We start from the raw sequence: 16,462 nt of genomic DNA on the forward strand, positions 1-16,462 counted from the left end.
TATTTTGTATAATATATTAATACTCTCAATTGATATGTACAGAATATGAATATTGAGCTGCGCCACCTGCGTTATTTTGTTGCCGTTGCGGAAGAGCTGCATTTCGGGCGGGCCGCCGCGCGGTTGAACATTTCCCAGCCGCCGCTAAGCCAGCAGATCCAGGCGCTGGAACAGCAAATCCACGCCCGCCTGCTGGCCAGAACCAACCGCAGTGTTAGCCTGACCCCCGCCGGGGAGCAGTTCCTGGCTGATGCCCGGCAGATCCTGAGTCTGGTGGACGTTGCCGCCGCCAGGGCCGCCAGGTTGCACCTCGGTGAAACCGGTGAATTGCGCCTTGGTTTTACCTCTTCCGCCCCTTTTATTACCTCGGTCTCAGAGACGCTCTCGGCGTTTCGCCAGCACTACCCGGATGTGCATATTCAGACCCGGGAAATCAACACCCGGGTGCAGATAACCCTGCTGAACGATGGCGAACTGGATATCGGCCTGATGCGTAATACCCAGCTCCCGGACTCTCTGGCCTGTATGCCGATTCTCCGTGAGCCGCTGCTGGCCATGGTGCATCACAGCCACCCGCTGGCGGGGCGGGCGGTTATTTCCCTGGATGAACTGGCCAGTGAGCCTTTTGTCTTCTTCGACCCCCATGTGGGTACCGGATTGTACGATGACATCCTCGGGCTGCTGCACCGCTATGGGGTGGTGCCCAAAATCACCCAGGAGGTGGGGGAGGCGATGACCATTATTGGCCTGGTCGCTGCAGGGCTGGGGGTGTCGATATTGCCGGCGTCATTCCGGCGGGTGCAGTTGCACGAAATGGCCTGGGTTCCGCTGCACGAGCCGGAGGCGGTGTCAGAGATGTGGCTGGTGTGGCCCCGGCACCATGAACAGGGGGCGGCCACCGCACGTTTTATCGATATGCTTTCCCGGGCTGCCGGGATAGCAAAAAAGGCAGAAACCCACTGTTAATTGTGCGGTATATCACAACCCAGGGTAAATATTTGACGCCGTATGTTGAAGTGCTTCAACATGACACAAGATTATTTCGAAGCGCGAAAATAAATGGAGAAGTAAGGTGGTCGCTGATAATCAGCCAGGACATATTGATCAGATAAAACAGACCAACGCCGGGGCAGTATACCGCCTGATCGATCAGCTTGGTCCTGTCTCGCGCATTGATCTTTCCCGCCTTGCCCAACTGGCGCCCGCCAGTATTACCAAAATCGTGCGTGAAATGCTGGAAGCGCACCTGGTTCAGGAGACGGAAATCCAGGAGCCGGGGAGCCGTGGCCGCCCGGCGGTTGGCTTAATTGTGGAAACCGACGCCTGGCATTTTTTATCGGTTCGTATTCAGCGCGGGGAGATAAACCTCGCCTTGCGGGATCTGAGCAGTAATCTGGTGGCCCAGGAAACGCAACCGCTGCCGGAAGATGCCCAGCCGCTGTGCGATCGCATTATCCACGAGATCGACCAGTTTTTTATCCGCCATCAGAAGCGCCTGGAACGCCTGACGGCCATTGCGGTGACCTTACCGGGGATCATTAATACGACCCAGGGGATCGTCCACCGGATGCCGTTTTATCAAGTCGAAGATATGCCGCTCAAAACTGCCCTGAGTGAGCATACCGGTGTCCCGGTCTATATTCAGCACGATATCAGTGCCTGGACCATGGCCGAGTCCCTGTTCGGGGCCTCCCGGGGGGCGAGGGATGTTATCCAGGTGGTGATTGATCATAACGTCGGCGCCGGGGTGATTACCGACGGCCGCCTGCTACACGCCGGGAGCAGCAGCCTGGTGGAGATTGGCCATACCCAGGTCGATCCCTATGGCCGGCGCTGTTATTGCGGCAATCACGGCTGCCTGGAAACCATTGCCAGTATCGACAGCATTCTTGAACTGGCGCAACTGCGCCTGAGCCAGTCGATGAGCTCCACCTTGCACGGCCAGGCGTTGACGGTAGCGTCGTTGTGCCAGGCGGCCTGCCAGGGGGATTTGTTAGCCAGGGACATTATTAACGGCGTGGGTAACCATGTCGGGCGTATTCTGGCCATTATGGTAAACCTGTTTAACCCCCAAATGATCCTGATTGGCTCCCCGCTAAACCAGGCGTCAGAGATTTTACATCCCGCCATCCTTGATTGTATCCGGCGCCAGTCGCTACCGGCGTATAGCCAGAAAACCCTGGTACAAAGCACGCAGTTTTCCAGCCGTGGCACCATGGGGGGGGCGGCGCTGGTAAAAGATGCGCTCTATAATGGTTCGCTGTTGCTGCAATTGTTACAGGGATAACGCCGGGACGGGAATAATGACCTGCGAGAGAAATAATTATTCCTGGGTAATTAACCGCCGCCAGGCGCAATATATTGCGTGCGTCTGGTGATAACCGATTTTTGCTGATACTCCTTTCCTGGTATTAATTCGCTATCCTTTACGGGTATGGCTATTCTTTATTCGGGCTAAGGCTGTTTTTTACCGCACAGACCGCGCTGTGGCGCCGGTGAGGATGTGACATTTATCCCCTTGAATTTACGGTGGGATATTCAATGTTACATTTATGCTGTTAACAATTTGCACGGGATTCACCAAAAATTGCGCTACCTCAATCTGGCGGTAAACATCTTCTTTTAGACTTTATTGCAATTACTGAGTTGTTTATTTCTTTGTCCGAACCCCGGAGTTGTCATGTTTAAGCGTTTTTTCATCACAGGTACCGATACTGCTGTCGGCAAGACGGTTGTGTCCAGGGCATTGCTACAGGCTCTGGCGGCCAGTGGCGAATGCGTAGCCGGTTACAAGCCCGTTGCAAAGGGCAGTAAAATGACCCCGGAAGGGTTGCGTAACAAAGATGCGCTGGTGCTGCAAAGCACATCCACCCTCGACTTACCCTACAGTGCCGTGAATCCCGTGGCCCTCAGCGAAGAAGAGAGTAGCGTTGCCCACAGTAGCCCCATTAACTATTCACTGCTCTCGGAAGGGCTGGCCCATCTGAGTGGCCGGGCTGATCATGTGCTGGTGGAAGGCACCGGTGGCTGGCGTAGCCTGATGAACGATCTGCGCCCGCTGTCAGAGTGGGTTGTTCAGGAGCAACTGCCGGTGCTGATGGTGGTGGGTATCCAGGAGGGCTGCATTAACCACGCGATCCTTACCGCGCAGGCCGTGGCCAATGGCGGGTTACCGTTAATTGGCTGGGTGGCCAACCGGATCAACCCCGGGCTGGCCCACTATGCGGAAATTATCGATGTGCTGAGCAAAAAGATCCCGGCACCGCTGATTGGTGAGTTGCCTTACCTGCCCCGGGCAGAGCAGCGGGAGCTGAGCCAGTATATTGATGCCGATAGGTTACACGCTGCGCTGGCGATAGATAGAGTTCGGGTGTAACCAGCGCGATAATACGGAACCCAGCACGCTGGCCAGCAATATCCCGGGGAGTAAACCAAATTCCCCGGTCATTTCACAGACCATCAGGGCGGACATGATTGGCGCGTGGGTGGTGGCCGCCAGAAATGCCCCCATTCCCGTCAGCGCCAGCAAAATAGCGGTGCTATCGCCGGCGGTTAACTGCGCACACTGCCCGGCTATCAGGCCAATCGCCGCGCCGACAAACAGTGTCGGGGTAAATACCCCACCGGGTGCGCCGGAGCCGCAGCTGGCCAGCACCGCGATCAGTTTACACACCAGAATACCGGCCACTACCCACACCGGGGGCGGCAGGGTAAGAAACGATTGCACCACGCTGTAACCATTCCCCCATACCTGGGGCATCACCAGGGATAGCCCGCCAACAATCAACCCGCCAAGGCCCAGTTGCAGGGGGGGAGGGAGCCGCAGTGCGCGAAACCCGCGGCTACTGATCGCCAGCAGCTGTAAAAATAGCGGCCCACTCAGGCCGGCCAGCAACCCGGTCAGCGCCATAAAGGCGTATTGCAACAGTGACGGTGGCGCCACGGGGGTGACGCTGTACAGCGGATGTGGGCTACCGGTCAGCCACTGGGTGAGCAGCAGCGCGCTGACCGCAGCCACCAGTACCGGGCCCAGCGAGGCGAGCAATAATGAGCCGAATAAGATCTCGGCAATAAACAAACTGCCCGCCAGCGGGGCATGGTACGCGCTGGCCATCCCCGCCGCCGCCCCGCATGCCACCCATAATTTCCATTCGTCACTTTTACTCACAGCCCGGGCAATCAGGGACGCCGCCACCGTGGCCAGCAGGATCATCGCCCCTTCGCGGCCGATGGCGCTACCGCTGGCCACCACCACCAGCGAGGCGCTGGATTTTACCAGACTGGCAATAGTGTCCAGCCGGCCGTCACCGGTCTCAATGGCTTCCATATAATCGGTTGGGGCATGGGAGCCCTGGCGGGCTGAACGCTGCCACCCCCAGAGGATCAGGCCCGCGACCAGGCCACCTAGTGCCGGGGTGAGCGCTCTGCGCCACGGGGCCAGGGCCTGGGCGGCCTGCACCAGGCTGCCGCTGTCATTATTGAGCAGCAGCCGTTCCAGGTTAAACATGGCCACGCGAAACAGCCAGACCACCAGCGCGGCAACAACCCCGATGGTGATGGCCATCACCAGGCGGCGCAACAGGGTGCTAAATTCAGGGAATCCTCTGGTTAACATCAGCAGGTCACTTACCGGTAGAGCTTTTTCCCGGCCACCGGGATCAGCAGCGCGTCACGCCAGTGTGCCAGGGTGTGGCGGGCTAACTCGCCGAGCGCCTGATAAAACGGATGATCGGCTGCGGCAATAAACAGGGTCAGAAAACGTTCTGACCAGGGGAGAATATGCCAGGCCAGCAGTTCATCAACCTGGTGCGGCTGTTGCTGTTCTGCCAGCCAGGCCGCCAGCATCAGCAGGGTACCGAAATGGTCATCGGGCTCGTTATCCTGTTGCTGGAATACAATCCCCTGGGCGCGCATCCACTGGCGTAATGCCAGCATCGAATCACCGAACAGTACGCATTCTTTGTCCAGCCAGACAGATCCCCAGGGCGGTGCGGGTAAGGCATCCGGGCCGATAAATAAGCGTTGATGGGCGCCGCGCAGGGCGGCCATATCGCCATTTTTCAGGGCAAGGCTGAGCTGCTCACCGTAATGCAGGGACGACGTATCCTGCCACGGCCACTGGCTGGTCCAGCCGGGGGCGGTGAGGGTGGTGAGCAGCGGGGCGACGGTTTCGCTGTCCGGGGCATAATAAAATAGCGCGCCCAGAATCCGGCCGCTGATGGCAATACCGGCAAGACGTTGGGAATCACAGGCTGAAGGCATAACACGGTTCCTGATGATGTAAAGGGCCGGGCGTGGGCTGGATGTCTGCCCCGCAGAACCCCGTATTTTCTACAAAACAGCAGAAATATCTTTAATACATATCAAACTCAGGGTGTTCAGCGCCGGGAGGCCCCAGCAGCGCCCCGGCGTGGCGGTGTTATTGTGCGCTGTCGTTAGTGCGGGTATAGACAATCTTTTGGGTGTCATTGGCACAGTGGCCGACAACCTGGCCGTTGTTTGGGTCCACCTGATCATTGGGGACAATGGTCAGCGTAAAGTTATTTTCCGGCACGCCATTTTTAATAATGCGCTGTTCGATATCGGCTTTTACGCGTTCGCAGGAGTTGGTTGCTGCCAGGACCGGGGTGGCGGCCATCAACAGTAATGCGCTAATCCAGACCGTCTTTTTCATAGTCTCGTCCTTTGTTGATTGAGTGATGTAATCATAGCAGATTGCGGTGGTGTACGGCTTAAGGTATTGATATTTTCGGAATTGATGAACCAGTACACCAGGCAGAATTACTGGGCGGTAGGGATAACCGGGTTACCCGGAGTACGGTGTTCCGCGAGGTACTGGTGCTGGAAAATACACATCCGGATGGTATTACGGTATTCACCATTAATAAAAAACTCGTGGATTAATTCACCTTCGACCATAAAGCCCAGCTTCTGGTAAATATGAATGGCCCGGGCATTTTCTTTATCGACAATCAGATAGAGTTTATAGAGATTCAGTACCGTAAAGCCGTAATCCATCGCCAGTTTTGCGGCCCGGGATGCCAGACCTTTACCCTGATACTCCGGGGAGATAATAATCTGAAATTCAGCCCGGCGATGAACATGGTTAATTTCCACCAACTCCACCAGTCCGGCGCTGTTGCCGTCACACTCCACCACAAAGCGGCGCTCGCTTTGGTCATGGATATGCTTATCGTAGAGATCGGATAATTCAACAAAGGCTTCGTAGGGCTCTTCAAACCAGTAGCGCATGACGCTGGCGTTATTGTCTAGTTGATGCACAAATCGCAAATCTTCGCGTTCCAGGGGGCGCAAGCGGATAGTAGTGGCTGATGACATGAACAGTCCTTATGGATGCTGAGGTGATGAAACTGCCCCCGGGAGGGCAGTTTGACTATCAGGGGCGAACGACACGGCCGGTGCTGCGATCCAGGCAGCGGCGGGTGCTGGGCTCCCAGTACGCGTTAACATTGCTGCTTTGCAGGCAGTTATCCCGGTTATCAAATGCATTATCGGCTTTATCCCACTCTTTTTCCGCCCGGGTGTTTACCTTCTGGCGCAGGGAGCGGGTATCGTTCCATTGTTCTTTATCCATTGCGGCTTCCTGGCGGCTCTGGGCGCTATCCCCGGACTCAATAACCAGTTTGTTGGTTGCTGCCTGGAGGGGGGCTGTCATCACAACGGCGCCCATGGCAAACACCGCCAGTGCCACGGTGTTGCGAATAAAAATCCTCATACTCTCTTCCTTCTTAGTCGTGCAGGGTCATTATCACCCGCCATCCCACTATATCACCGGACCTCAGCCCCTGAAAGCGGGCGGCATCGGGCACCGGTAGCAATACGTTTCATGGTCTATTGACCGTATTATCTGCGGATAATTCCGGTAGTTACAATGAAAAGACGATGATATTTGGCATGTTTTACGATTTTTGTTGGTCAGCGGTTTAAATATACTTGTATGGTAGATGGTTGGAAGTAGACGCTGCGCATTAATACAGGGTTATGAAACCAGCCGCTATCGTCAGCTTTACTGGTGCCAGCAGTGTGTTGTGCTGGCCACAATATCTGCCAGACGTGTGGAGTAGTGAAGATGAAAAGTATTGTGATTGAGCGGCCGGATACGCTGCGATTTGCTGAACGGGCAGTGCCTGAGCCTGGCCGGCACGAAGTGCGGGTAAAGGTGCGCCTGGCGGGGATATGCGGCTCTGACAGCCATATCTACCGCGGCCACAACCCGTTTGCCCGTTACCCCCGGGTGATTGGCCATGAATTCCTCGGCATTATTGATGCCACCGGCCCGGAAGTCGATCCGGCGCGTCTCGGGGAGCGGGTCGCCGTCGATCCAGTTATCAGCTGTGGCCACTGTTACCCTTGCCAGCAGCAGCGGCCCAACGTGTGTACCTCTCTGGCCGTGCTGGGCGTTCACCGGGACGGAGGGTTCAGTGAATATGCTGTGGTACCCGCGGCAAATGCCTGGGCAATACCGGCGCATATTAGCGATGAGTATGCCGTGATGACAGAGCCTTTCACCATTGCGGCCAATGTGACCGCCCAGGTGTGCCCGCACCCGGACGATGTGGCGTTGATCTATGGCGCAGGGCCTATGGGGCTGACAACGTTGCAGGCGCTGAAAGGGGTCTATCGGGTAGGCCTGGTTATCGTGGCGAACCCGGTGAATGAGCGCCTGGCGATGGCGCAACACTCCGGTGCGGATGAGGTTATCAATAACCGTGAATGTGCCCTGGACGCGTGGCTGGCGGAGCGCAATATTCGCCCGACACTGATAGTGGATGCCGCCTGCCATCCGGCAATTCTTGATGAGGCGATACGGCTGGCTTCCCCGGCCGGGCGGATCGTGATTATGGGGTTCTCTACCGCGTCCTGTACCGTCACGCAGCAGGCGATTACCGGTAAAGAGTTAACGATTTACTCCTCGCGGCTGAACGCCGGTAAGTTTCCGGTGGTGATTGACTGGTTAGCCCGCGGGCTTATCGACCCGGGGAAGCTGATTACCCATAAAGTCGATTATCAACAGGTCATCCAGGCTATTGAATTGTTCGAAAGGGATCAACAGCACTGCTGCAAAGTGCTGTTGACGTTCCCCTAATAACTATAATTATTGCGAGTTTGTGGTCCGCAATATTCATTACGGATAACGATTATGACGCAATCTACTTCTGAACGATCTACCTCTGATTTAGTTAAGGCCGCAGTATCCGGCTGGCTGGGCACCGCTCTCGAATTTATGGATTTTCAACTTTATTCCCTGGGCGCGGCGCTGGTGTTTCATGAAATATTTTTTCCCGAGCAATCTGCCGCGCTGGCATTAATTCTGGCAATGGGAACCTACGGTGCCGGATATATTGCGCGAATTGTCGGTGCGGTGATTTTCGGGCGTATGGGCGATCGGGTCGGGCGTAAAAAAGTTCTGTTTATTACGATTACTATGATGGGGATCTGTACCACGCTGATTGGGGTACTACCTACTTACGCACAGATAGGCATCTTCGCCCCGATATTGCTGGTGACGTTACGTATTGTGCAGGGGCTGGGGGCCGGGGCGGAAATCTCCGGTGCGGGCACCATGCTGGCCGAGTACGCGCCGCGCGGTAAACGGGGCATTATCTCTTCGCTGGTCGCCATGGGGACCAACTGCGGCACGCTGGCGGCCACCGCTATCTGGGCGGTGATGTTTTTCAGCCTTGAACGTGAGGAATTGGTCGCGTGGGGCTGGCGTATTCCTTTCCTTGCCAGCGTTGTGGTGATGTTATTTGCCATCTGGCTGCGCATGAACCTTAAAGAAAGCCCGGTCTTTGAGCAGGTTAATGCCGGACAAGAAGATAACCCGCACCCGGCTCCACCGGCGCTGAATATCAGCAGCATGTTTAAAAGCCGCTCATTCTGGCTGGCCACCGGGTTACGTTTTGGTCAGGCGGGAAATTCAGGGCTGATCCAGACCTTTCTGGCCGGCTATTTAGTACAGCATCTGTTATTTGATAAATCCATTCCCACAGATGCATTGATGATCAGCTCGATCATTGGTTTTATAACCATTCCATTAATGGGCTGGTTATCAGATAAAATTGGGCGCCGGCTCCCTTATATTATTCTGAATATCTCAGCGATTATTTTGGCCTACCCGATGCTGTCGATCATTGTTGATAATGGCTACACCCCGGGCGTTATTATGATGTCACTGATCGTTATCCATAATGTGGCGGTATTAGGGCTATTCGCGCTGGAAAATATCACCATGGCCGAGATGTTTGGCTCCCGGGACCGTTTTACCCGGATGGCGGTGGCCAAAGAGGCCGGAGGGCTGGTGGCGGTAGGGTTTGGCCCGGTACTGGCGGGGATCTTCTGCACCATCGCCGGGAGCTGGTGGCCGATTGCGGTGATGATCGTTTGCTACTCCGCCATTGGGTTACTTGCCTCTGTGCTGATGCCGGAAGTGGGGGATAGGGATCTTAGCCTCACCAGCGATGCCGCGGACCTTCCCGCAGCGCAACATATTCTGGTGAAAGAAGCCCGCTAATGACCGGCAGCCGCGCACCTGCCGTAAATGGCCAGGTGCGCGGTGTGGGGCAGTAACCGGTGGTTGTTATATTTTGTTACATACAACTACCATACTAGTCTTCAAAAGTGTGGGGTCAGGTCAATCACTGCACCGCCACGCTGTTTACAATACCGCCCTGATCCCCAATAACAAAACACCGCAGAGAATAACATTATGGAACATAACTTACTGAATGCCCGCGCCATCGTGCCGGCCTACACCGCTGATGCGCTGACAACGCGTATTGTCCACCTGGGGTTTGGTGCCTTTCACCGGGCGCACCAGGCGGTATATGCCGATATCCTGGCGGCTGAACACGGCAGCGACTGGGGCTATTGCGAAGTTAACATCGTCGGCGGTGAGCAACAAATTGCCGATCTGCAACGGCAGAATAATTTGTTCACGGTGGCGGAGATGTCCGCAGACCAGTGGCGTGCCAGAGTGGTTGGCGTGGTGGCGCGGGCGTTGCATGCGCAAATCGATGGCCTGGAGGCGGTATTACAGGCTATGTGCCAGCCAGAAGTGGCTATCGTATCCCTGACGGTGACCGAAAAAGGCTATTACCACTCTCCGGCCACCGGCGAGCTGCAACTGGATCACCCGCAGATCCTGGCTGACCTTAACGATCCTTTGCACCCGGGCTCGGTGGCCGGGATAATCGTCGCGGCACTGGCCCGGCGTAAAGCGGCGGGGTTACCGGGCTTTAGCGTGATGTCCTGTGACAATATGCCGGAAAATGGCCGGGTGACGCGCAATGTTATCATGGGTTATGCCCGGGCGCTGGACAGCGAGCTGGCCGCGTGGATTGCCCGGCAGGTGAGTTTCCCGTCCACCATGGTGGATAGGATTGTCCCCGCGGTTACCCCGGAGACCCTGGACCACATTGCGCAGCTTACCGGCGTGCGTGATCCTGCCGGGGTTGCCTGTGAGCCGTTCCGCCAGTGGGTGATTGAAGATAACTTCGTCGCCGGGCGCCCGGCGTGGGAAAAAGCCGGGGCAGAGCTGGTCAGTGATGTGGTGCCGTTTGAAGAGATGAAACTGCGCATGCTTAACGGCAGCCACTCGTTTCTGGCCTATTTAGGATATCTGGCGGGGTACGCACACATTAATGACTGCATGGCGGATGACTATTATCGCCAGGCCGCCAGAATGCTGATGCTTGCCGAACAGGCGCCGACCCTGCAAGTGGCAGGCGTTGATTTAGCCCATTATGCGGAGATGCTGATTGCGCGTTATGGTAACCCGGCCCTGAAACACCGCACCTGGCAGATTGCGATGGACGGCAGCCAGAAACTCCCGCAGCGGATGCTGGATTCGGTTCGCTGGCATCTGGCGCGCCAGCGTCCTTTCCCACTGCTGGCGCTGGGTATCGCCGGCTGGATGCGCTACGCAGGCGGGGTGGATGAGCAGGGGGCGGCGATTGATGTCAGCGATCCGCTGCTGCCGGTGATTCGCCAGGCGGTAGCACGCAGTGAACAGGGCCGTGCCCGGGTATTAGCGCTGCTGGGGATCGACGCTATCTTTGGTAACGATCTGCCGGAGAATGCGACCTTTGTGGCGGCAGTCACCGGGGCGTATGAGCAGTTACTGGCGCAAGGGGCGAAACAGACCGTTGAGGCAACGGTGCGTCACCTGATGTGATATGCCCTGCGGGGTAATATAACGCCATATTCAATACAGGCCGCAATTGCGGCCTGTATTCGGAATCAGTCTTCGAACCAGTCGCTGTTTTCTTTGCGGATCAGCAGGATTGACTCGCTGATTTCATGCAGATGGCGGTGCATGGCGGCGGCCACGGCGTCTTCATCGCGGTTATCGAGGGCGTGGAAGATATCCCGATGCTGGCGCAGCAACATTTCCGGCGGGGAGACGTGATCAAGGCTCATATAGCGCACCCGGTCGATGGCGGACTTGATATTTTCTACGGTATCCCACGCCAGCTGGCAGTCGGCAATTTGCGCCAGTGCCTGGTGAAACGCGTCATCAAGGGCAAAAAAGGCGTCCTGCTGCTGGCGTTCAATGGCCATTTTTTGCTGATGCAGATTTTGATCAAGCAAATAGCAGCGCTCGGTATCGATCATCTGTGCGGCGCGGCGCGCCACGGCGCACTCGATAGCTTCGCGAACGAAACAGCCATTACGCACCTGGCGCATCGAAATCTTAGTAACATAGCTCCCGCGCTGGGGGCGAATTTGGATCAGGCCATTTTCCGCCAGTTTAATAAAGGCTTCGCGGACCGGCTGGCGGGAAACATCAAAACGGACGGAAATTTCTTTTTCCGAAAGTGACGTACCTGGTGGAATTAAGCACTGCACAATGTCATGACGCAGAATGCGGTAAATTTGCTGATTAACGGGTTGGGTAGGGTTCAGTACAGTCTCAACGGCCATGTCATTATTCTGTGTGGAAGGTTAACGTTACTATTATACCGTGTTTTACGTGGTGGCTATACCCGGCTCCCATGAGCCGGGTCGCAAATATTAACTTCTGTGGACCGCCAGCCCGGCATAGGTCTGGCTGACCGGCATCATTTCCAGGGTGTTGATATTGACATGGGCCGGGAGCGTGGCGACCCACCATACCGCTTCGGTGACATCTTCTGGTGTCAGGGCATTGGCATCCTGGTAGGTATTGCTGGCTTTGGCATCATCACCTTTAAACCGTACGTTGGAGAATTCAGTTCCCCCCACCAGGCCCGGCTCGATATCGGTGACCCGGATTGCGGTGCCGTGCAGATCGGTACGCAGGTTGAGGCTGAACTGGCGGACAAAGGCTTTGGTTGCGCCATAGACGTTACCGCCCGCGTACGGCCAGGAACCCGCCGTCGATCCCAGATTGATAATATGGCCACGGTTGCGCTCTACCATGCCGGGTAATACTGCCCGGGTCATATACACCAGGCCTTTATTGTTGGTGTCAATCATATTTTCCCAGTCTTCGACGCTGGCTTTATGGGCGGGCTCAAGACCCAGCGCGAGGCCAGCGTTATTGACCAGAACATCAATCGCCTGTCATTCTGCCGGCAGGGAGGCGAGCATCTCATCGATGGTTGCACGGTTACGGACATCCAGACGCGCGGTATAAAGGTTATCGCCCAGCTCGTCTTTCAGCTCCTGGAGTCGCTCTTCCCGACGCCCGGTAGCAATGACTTTATGGCCCTGTTGAATAAAACGGCGCGTGATACATTCACCAAAGCCAGCCGTTGCGCCCGTCACCAGAATAATCATGTTGCTGTTCCTCAATAGGTTTTGATTGAATTAACGCAGTGCTTTTACCTTATCACGTGATTAATGACTTCGCCTGGCATATCTGCCAGCAAATATTGCCCGGCGGCGGCCTGGCGCATACTCTATAACTCAGTTTTGGCATAAGGGAGTAATTATGAGCACCAACAATCCGTTTTTCTCTGTTAGCCTGCTGCCGTACCAGGCACCGGTGTTCGACCAGATCAGGGATGATGATTATCGCCCGGCGTTTGACGAGGCATTACGAATAAAGCGCCAGGAACTTGCTGACATTATCAATAATCCGGCGGCGGCCAGCGTCGAAAATAGCTATCTGGCGCTGGAAAAAAGTGGCCGGATGTTAGCCAGAGTCACGGCGATATTTTTTGCCATGGCGGCCGCCCACACCAATGATCACCTGCAGCAACTGGATGAAGAGTTTGCTACAAAATTGGCCGTGCTGAGCGACGAGATTCACCTTAACGCTACGCTATTCAGCCGCCTGGATGAGGTGTATCAGCAGCGCCATCGTCTGGGGCTGGATGATGAGACATTGCGTCTGGTTGACGTAGTCTGGCAGCGGTTTGTGCTGGCGGGGGCCAGGTTGCCGGAGGCAGATAAAGCCAGACTGGCTGCGCTGAATAAGGAAGCGGCGCAATTGACCAGCCAGTTTAACCGCTTACTGCTGGCGGCCAACAAATCCTGTGGGTTACGGGTGGATACGTTGCAGCAATTAGCGGGCCTGAGTGATGCGGATATCGCGGCGGCCCGGGACGCGGCCCACGCGAAAGGCTGGGATCACGGCTGGTTGCTGACCCTGCTGAACACCACCCAGCAGCCTTTATTGCAGACCCTGGCGGATCGCGATACCCGGGAGCAGCTATTCCGGGCTTCCTGGTCACGTACCGAAAAAGGCGACAGTAACGATACCCGGGACATTATTCGCCGCCTGGCCGCTTTGCGCGCGGAACAGGCGCACATCCTCGGTTTTGCTGATTATGCCAGCTGGAGCATCGCCGATCAGATGGCGAAAACGCCGGAGGCGGCACTGGCGTTTATGCGCAATATTGTTCCTGCAGCCCGGGATCGGGTGGCCCGGGAACAGGCGGATATCCAGGCATTAATTGATCAGCAAGGCGGTGGTTTCCAGGCGAAAGCCTGGGACTGGGCCTGGTATGCTGAACAGGTTCGGGCACAGCAATATGCGCTGGATGACGCCAGTATCCGCCCCTATTTTGAGCTGAATAATGTGCTGGAAAGGGGCGTGTTTTGGGCGGCCAGCCAGTTGTTCGGGCTGAAGTTTGTTGAACGTTATGATCTGCCGGTCTACCAGGAGGATGTGCGGGTCTGGGAGATTTTTGATCACGATGGCCGCGGGCTGGGGCTGTATTATGGCGACTTCTTTGCCCGGGACAGTAAGTGTGGTGGGGCCTGGATGGGCAATTTTGTTGAGCAGTCCACGCTGCTGGCCAACAATCCGGTGATTTATAACGTCTGCAATTACCAGTATCCGGCGGACGATCAGCCTGCGCTTATCTCCTGGGATGATGTGGTGACGTTATTCCATGAATTTGGCCATGCGCTGCACGGGTTATTTGCCAGCCAGCGTTATGGGAGCCTGTCCGGCACCAATACCCCACGTGATTTTGTCGAGTTTCCGTCTCAGATTAATGAACACTGGGCGCGCCATCCGGTGGTTTTTGAGCATTATGCCCGACACCACGCGACCGGTGCGCCGATGCCGGTTGAATTACGTGAGAAGTTGTTCCGTGCCAGCCAGTTCAATAAAGGCTATGACATGACAGAGCTGCTGGCGGCGGCATTGCTGGACATGAACTGGCACCGGCTCACACCAGGGGAGGCGACGGATGTTGATGTGGTTGAGCCCCGTATTCTGGCCGCGGAAGGGCTGGCGCTGGAGGCGGTTCCCCCACGCTACCGTTCGAGTTATTTTGCCCATGTGTGGGGCGGTGGTTATGCGGCGGGTTATTACGCCTATTTGTGGACCCAGATGCTGGCGGATGACGGTTATAAATGGTTTGAAGAGCAGGGCGGGCTGACCCGGGAAAACGGCCAGCGTTTCCGGGCGGCGATCCTCTCCCGGGGGAACAGTACTGATTTAGCGGCGCTCTATTATCAGTGGCGCGGCCACGACCCGGATATCGCGCCGATGCTGGAAAACCGCGAGCTTAAACACTGACGCTGGAAACAGAGGCCCCGCTTGCCGGGGCCGTATTGTGTCAGACAAGAGAGGTGGTGTAGCCGTCTGCCGGGGGAGGACCGTAGCGGTTGTCACCGTCGCTTTTAAAGCAGGCGAAGATAAGTAATACCAGGTTACCGACGAACGGCACCAATGACAGCAGTATCCACCAGCCGCTTTTGCCAATATCGTGCAGGCGGCGAATGGAAAGGGTGATGCAGGGGATGAAGGTAATAACCACATATAAAAAACTCAGCGGATATCCCGATGTAGACTCCCGTATTTTCTCGGGAGTGAAGCCCAGCAGGGGAGCGATAATTATGGTATCAACCAAATGCAGAACCACTATCGCAATGGCGCTGGCAATAAAAAATAGCCAGTAACCCCGGCGCCCGGTACGGCCTCTCCAGTTGAAATAGTGACTAAAAAAATCCCTGATCGCTCTGATCATAACGGCTCCTTTGATCGTTTTTTTTACCCTTAAAGCATAGCGTGGCCGGGCAGTGCTGTTTGCCGCCGGTAATGTCGCATGGTGCCGGGAATATTATCTGACCCGCGCGGCCCTGGACTGCATGCGGGAACATCTTACAGTATCAGCCAGTAAGATGACGCTGGTGTGATCGTTTTGTAGCAGAATGGTTGAAAATTTTCAGTAAGCGACCCGTTGAATCGCCACCGGTATGGCTGATGCCGGAGTGGGCTATTTATGGGACCGTAAGATGGTTAATCGTGAACAGGATGGCGTATTTAGCCAGGACACTTACATCATTCAGTTTCGCTGATGACTATACTCATAGCTACTTTTAACACGGCATGAGGGTACAGGTATGGCAGAATGTAATGATAAAAAACATGAAAATCATCCGCATAAACATGGTTCCGGCTGTGGTCATACGGCCATTCGCCATGGCGATCATATTGACTATATTCACGATGGTCATTTGCATCACCCACACGGTGATCATGTAGATGAACATGTTATTGAGGTGAGTGATAAGAACCCGGACGGTTGTCATCCTGTTTCCGGCGGCCATGAACCACATCATGTACACGGCCCTGATTGTGGGCATGAGGCCGTTCCACACGGGGATCATACGGATTATCTGGTGGATGGTCGGCTTCATCATCCCCACGGCGATCACTGTGATGATCATGGGCCTGTTGAGGTCGTGAAATCGTAGCGCCTTTATTATATCGCCAGGGCCTGCATCTGCGGGCCTTTTATTACCAGCAAAACACTATTTCATGATGAGATTATTTCCATCTAAAATTGACTGTGAATTTGTGCGAAAAAATTGTCAGACTGCCGGAGTGCATAAAATGACAAAGCCAAAAATGATCTACTATGGTAACTATATTAGCGCATTAACACAGTAGGCACTGTTCTAAGGAAGGTGCGAACAAGTTCCTGATATGAGATCATCATATTCATCCGGAGCGCATCCCAGAGGGACATCATGAGCCATCAACTCACCTTCGCCG

Annotated in this window: 15 protein-coding genes and 1 pseudogene; 8 read left to right on the forward strand and 8 right to left on the reverse strand. The window is 55.5% G+C overall.

Annotation, left to right across the window (positions count from 1 at the left end; translation table 11 throughout):
• Nucleotides 1-45: 45 nt before the first annotated feature.
• The 3 genes from F9C28_RS14815 (at nucleotide 46) to bioD (ending at nucleotide 3,376) form a co-directional block, all read left to right on the forward strand.
• Nucleotides 46-966 (forward strand): LysR family transcriptional regulator, encoded by a 921-nt coding sequence (locus F9C28_RS14815; protein ID WP_199016129.1) that lies wholly within the window; start codon nucleotides 46-48, stop codon nucleotides 964-966.
• Nucleotides 967-1,072: 106 nt separating this feature from the next.
• Complete coding sequence (mlc, locus tag F9C28_RS14820; protein ID WP_199016130.1) at nucleotides 1,073-2,287, forward strand: sugar metabolism global transcriptional regulator Mlc; 1,215 nt, start codon at nucleotides 1,073-1,075, stop codon at nucleotides 2,285-2,287.
• Nucleotides 2,288-2,680: 393 nt separating this feature from the next.
• Nucleotides 2,681-3,376 carry a dethiobiotin synthase gene (gene bioD, locus F9C28_RS14825; RefSeq protein WP_199016131.1) on the forward strand — a complete coding sequence of 232 codons (696 nt, stop codon included), beginning with the start codon at nucleotides 2,681-2,683 and terminating at the stop codon, nucleotides 3,374-3,376.
• Here the strand turns inward: bioD and clcB are convergent.
• The 5 genes from clcB to F9C28_RS14850 form a co-directional block, all read right to left on the reverse strand.
• Nucleotides 3,338-4,615: a voltage-gated ClC-type chloride channel ClcB gene (clcB, locus tag F9C28_RS14830; protein WP_199016132.1), complete on the reverse strand. Its 1,278-nt coding sequence runs from the start codon at nucleotides 4,613-4,615 to the stop codon at nucleotides 3,338-3,340. The two genes, bioD and clcB, sit on opposite strands and share 39 nt — an antisense overlap.
• An 11-nt stretch (nucleotides 4,616-4,626) precedes the next feature.
• Nucleotides 4,627-5,262 carry a Tat proofreading chaperone DmsD gene (dmsD, locus tag F9C28_RS14835; protein ID WP_199016133.1) on the reverse strand — a complete coding sequence of 212 codons (636 nt, stop codon included), beginning with the start codon at nucleotides 5,260-5,262 and terminating at the stop codon, nucleotides 4,627-4,629.
• Nucleotides 5,263-5,419: 157 nt separating this feature from the next.
• Nucleotides 5,420-5,674, reverse strand: coding sequence for a DUF1161 domain-containing protein (locus tag F9C28_RS14840; RefSeq protein WP_199016134.1), 255 nt, complete (start codon nucleotides 5,672-5,674; stop codon nucleotides 5,420-5,422).
• Between the two features lie 107 nt (nucleotides 5,675-5,781).
• The gene (gene speG, locus F9C28_RS14845; protein WP_199016135.1) at nucleotides 5,782-6,339 is read right to left on the reverse strand and encodes a spermidine N1-acetyltransferase; all 558 of its coding nucleotides are present in this window, start codon (nucleotides 6,337-6,339) and stop codon (nucleotides 5,782-5,784) included.
• 58 nt (nucleotides 6,340-6,397) lie between these two features.
• A complete protein-coding gene (locus F9C28_RS14850; RefSeq protein ID WP_199016136.1) occupies nucleotides 6,398-6,736 on the reverse strand; it encodes a DUF1283 family protein in 339 nt (112 codons plus the stop codon).
• Between the two features lie 354 nt (nucleotides 6,737-7,090).
• On the opposite strand from F9C28_RS14850, the gene F9C28_RS14855 reads away from it, so the two are divergent.
• The 3 genes from F9C28_RS14855 (at nucleotide 7,091) to F9C28_RS14865 (ending at nucleotide 11,197) form a co-directional block, all read left to right on the forward strand.
• Nucleotides 7,091-8,107, forward strand: a complete 1,017-nt coding sequence (locus F9C28_RS14855) for a Zn-dependent oxidoreductase (protein ID WP_199016137.1) — start codon at nucleotides 7,091-7,093, stop codon at nucleotides 8,105-8,107.
• A gap of 54 nt (nucleotides 8,108-8,161) precedes the next feature.
• On the forward strand, nucleotides 8,162-9,535 hold the full coding sequence (locus tag F9C28_RS14860) for an MFS transporter (protein ID WP_199016138.1): 1,374 nt from the start codon (nucleotides 8,162-8,164) through the stop codon (nucleotides 9,533-9,535).
• A 195-nt stretch (nucleotides 9,536-9,730) separates the two neighbouring features.
• Entirely contained in the window at nucleotides 9,731-11,197 is a 1,467-nt protein-coding gene (locus F9C28_RS14865; RefSeq protein WP_199016139.1) for a mannitol dehydrogenase family protein, read from the forward strand.
• Nucleotides 11,198-11,262: 65 nt separating this feature from the next.
• Here the strand turns inward: F9C28_RS14865 and F9C28_RS14870 are convergent, their stop codons facing one another.
• Both F9C28_RS14870 and ydfG read right to left on the reverse strand, forming a co-directional pair.
• The gene (locus F9C28_RS14870) at nucleotides 11,263-11,946 is read right to left on the reverse strand and encodes a GntR family transcriptional regulator (RefSeq protein WP_199016140.1); all 684 of its coding nucleotides are present in this window, start codon (nucleotides 11,944-11,946) and stop codon (nucleotides 11,263-11,265) included.
• 90 nt (nucleotides 11,947-12,036) lie between these two features.
• Nucleotides 12,037-12,783, reverse strand: a pseudogene (gene ydfG / locus F9C28_RS14875) (bifunctional NADP-dependent 3-hydroxy acid dehydrogenase/3-hydroxypropionate dehydrogenase YdfG).
• Nucleotides 12,784-12,937: 154 nt separating this feature from the next.
• Here ydfG and dcp point away from each other — a divergent pair.
• Nucleotides 12,938-14,980 (forward strand): peptidyl-dipeptidase Dcp, encoded by a 2,043-nt coding sequence (gene dcp / locus F9C28_RS14880; RefSeq protein WP_199016141.1) that lies wholly within the window; start codon nucleotides 12,938-12,940, stop codon nucleotides 14,978-14,980.
• 40 nt (nucleotides 14,981-15,020) lie between these two features.
• Here the strand turns inward: dcp and F9C28_RS14885 are convergent, their stop codons facing one another.
• Nucleotides 15,021-15,431 carry a DUF805 domain-containing protein gene (locus F9C28_RS14885; RefSeq protein WP_199016142.1) on the reverse strand — a complete coding sequence of 137 codons (411 nt, stop codon included), beginning with the start codon at nucleotides 15,429-15,431 and terminating at the stop codon, nucleotides 15,021-15,023.
• Nucleotides 15,432-15,807: 376 nt separating this feature from the next.
• Here F9C28_RS14885 and F9C28_RS14890 point away from each other — a divergent pair, with 376 nt between their 5' ends.
• Complete coding sequence (locus F9C28_RS14890) at nucleotides 15,808-16,161, forward strand: hypothetical protein (RefSeq protein ID WP_199016143.1); 354 nt, start codon at nucleotides 15,808-15,810, stop codon at nucleotides 16,159-16,161.
• Nucleotides 16,162-16,462: the final 301 nt, after the last annotated feature.

Origin of the sequence: Shimwellia pseudoproteus, from assembly GCF_016415625.1 — a bacterium.
GTDB lineage: Bacteria > Pseudomonadota > Gammaproteobacteria > Enterobacterales > Enterobacteriaceae > Shimwellia > Shimwellia pseudoproteus.

Bases quoted from the DNA above. Each gene is read 5' to 3' on its own strand.
- F9C28_RS14815 (WP_199016129.1), top strand. From the start codon at position 46: ATGAATATTGAGCTGCGCCACCTGCGTTATTTTGTTGCCGTTGCGGAA.
- bioD (WP_199016131.1), top strand. From the start codon at position 2,681: ATGTTTAAGCGTTTTTTCATCACAGGTACCGATACTGCTGTCGGCAAG.
- clcB (WP_199016132.1), bottom strand. From the start codon at position 4,615: ATGTTAACCAGAGGATTCCCTGAATTTAGCACCCTGTTGCGCCGCCTG.
- dmsD (WP_199016133.1), bottom strand. From the start codon at position 5,262: ATGCCTTCAGCCTGTGATTCCCAACGTCTTGCCGGTATTGCCATCAGC.
- F9C28_RS14840 (WP_199016134.1), bottom strand. From the start codon at position 5,674: ATGAAAAAGACGGTCTGGATTAGCGCATTACTGTTGATGGCCGCCACC.
- speG (WP_199016135.1), bottom strand. From the start codon at position 6,339: ATGTCATCAGCCACTACTATCCGCTTGCGCCCCCTGGAACGCGAAGAT.
- F9C28_RS14850 (WP_199016136.1), bottom strand. From the start codon at position 6,736: ATGAGGATTTTTATTCGCAACACCGTGGCACTGGCGGTGTTTGCCATG.
- F9C28_RS14855 (WP_199016137.1), top strand. From the start codon at position 7,091: ATGAAAAGTATTGTGATTGAGCGGCCGGATACGCTGCGATTTGCTGAA.
- F9C28_RS14860 (WP_199016138.1), top strand. From the start codon at position 8,162: ATGACGCAATCTACTTCTGAACGATCTACCTCTGATTTAGTTAAGGCC.
- F9C28_RS14865 (WP_199016139.1), top strand. From the start codon at position 9,731: ATGGAACATAACTTACTGAATGCCCGCGCCATCGTGCCGGCCTACACC.
- F9C28_RS14870 (WP_199016140.1), bottom strand. From the start codon at position 11,946: ATGGCCGTTGAGACTGTACTGAACCCTACCCAACCCGTTAATCAGCAA.
- dcp (WP_199016141.1), top strand. From the start codon at position 12,938: ATGAGCACCAACAATCCGTTTTTCTCTGTTAGCCTGCTGCCGTACCAG.
- F9C28_RS14885 (WP_199016142.1), bottom strand. From the start codon at position 15,431: ATGATCAGAGCGATCAGGGATTTTTTTAGTCACTATTTCAACTGGAGA.
- F9C28_RS14890 (WP_199016143.1), top strand. From the start codon at position 15,808: ATGGCAGAATGTAATGATAAAAAACATGAAAATCATCCGCATAAACAT.